Raw genomic sequence first — 1,138 nt, 5'->3', positions numbered from 1 at the left:
AGTCCCCGTTTGCCGCCGCGCTTATAGGCGAGCGCCATATTCTCTTCGATAGTCAAGGCTTCACAAGTGCCCGCCATCGGATCCTGAAACACACGCGCGACCCAATGAGCGCGCTGATGAGCGGTTTTTTTGGTGACATCAATGCCATTCAATAATATTGAACCACTATCAACACGTGTGGTACCACTGACTGCATTTAAAAAAGTTGATTTACCGGCGCCATTGGTACCGATGACAGTGACAAACTCACCATCAGCAATGTTTAGATTGATACCGCGTAGTGCAGGGTTTTCGATAGGCGTGCCTGGGTTAAAAGTTAACCGTAAATCTGTGGCTTGCATCATAATCGTGGTTCCTTGTCATCTCTTTAAGCTAAAAGCTTCTTCAAGCTTGTATGGCTATCTTAAGCATCATCAAGCGCGAACTCTACGAGATAAAAACTTAGTTTTAGCTTTTGGCAATACTAATGCCAATACGACGAGTAAAGCAGTAATTAAGTTCAAATCTTGTGGACCAAAGCCAATACTACGTAGCGTATCACTTGATAACGCAACCTGAATAAACAACTTATACAGTACTGCGCCAACGATTACAGCAAAAGTAATGAGCCAAATGCGTTTGGCAGGAATAATGGTCTCACCGATGATCACTGCTGCCAGACCAATGACAATGGTACCAATACCGATAGAGATATCTGCACCGCCTTGCGTCTGCACAAACAGCGCTCCGGCTAAAGCGATCAAACCATTAGAGACTGCCATACCGATAATAGTCATCCACGAGGTGTTGATACCTTGTGCTTGTGCCATGCGAAGGTTGGAGCCAGTCGCGCGCATGGACAAACCAGTTTCGGTGCTATAAAACCAATCTAACAGTAGCTTGGCAAGCAAGATAACGACGCCAATAATTAAGCAGCGCATCCAATAACCGTTGCCATCAGTCACAAGTGAGCTAAATACAGTGGTTTCACCAAGCAGTGGTAGATTGGGTGCGCCCATGATACGTAAGTTGACAGAATATAGGGCAACCATGACCAAAATACTGGCAAGCAGCTGTAAAATACCTAGCTTGACATGCAACCATGCTGTGACGATACCAGCGACTGACCCTGCCAGCATACCAAAAACGCAGGCAAGCC

Annotated in this window: 2 protein-coding genes; both read right to left on the bottom strand. The window is 46.0% G+C overall.

What is annotated here, in order from left to right; all coding sequences use genetic code 11:
* Positions 1 to 344 (bottom strand): ATP-binding cassette domain-containing protein (locus ACS8FD_RS16030; protein WP_439276578.1); only part of this gene is annotated, 344 nt, incomplete at its 3' end.
* Positions 345 to 413: 69 nt separating this feature from the next.
* Positions 414 to 1,138 (bottom strand): ABC transporter permease (locus ACS8FD_RS16025; RefSeq protein WP_439276577.1); only part of this gene is annotated, 725 nt, incomplete at its 5' end.

Source organism: Psychrobacter sp. 1U2 (assembly GCF_051847575.1).
This window is presented reverse-complemented; position numbering and strand designations above follow the sequence as displayed.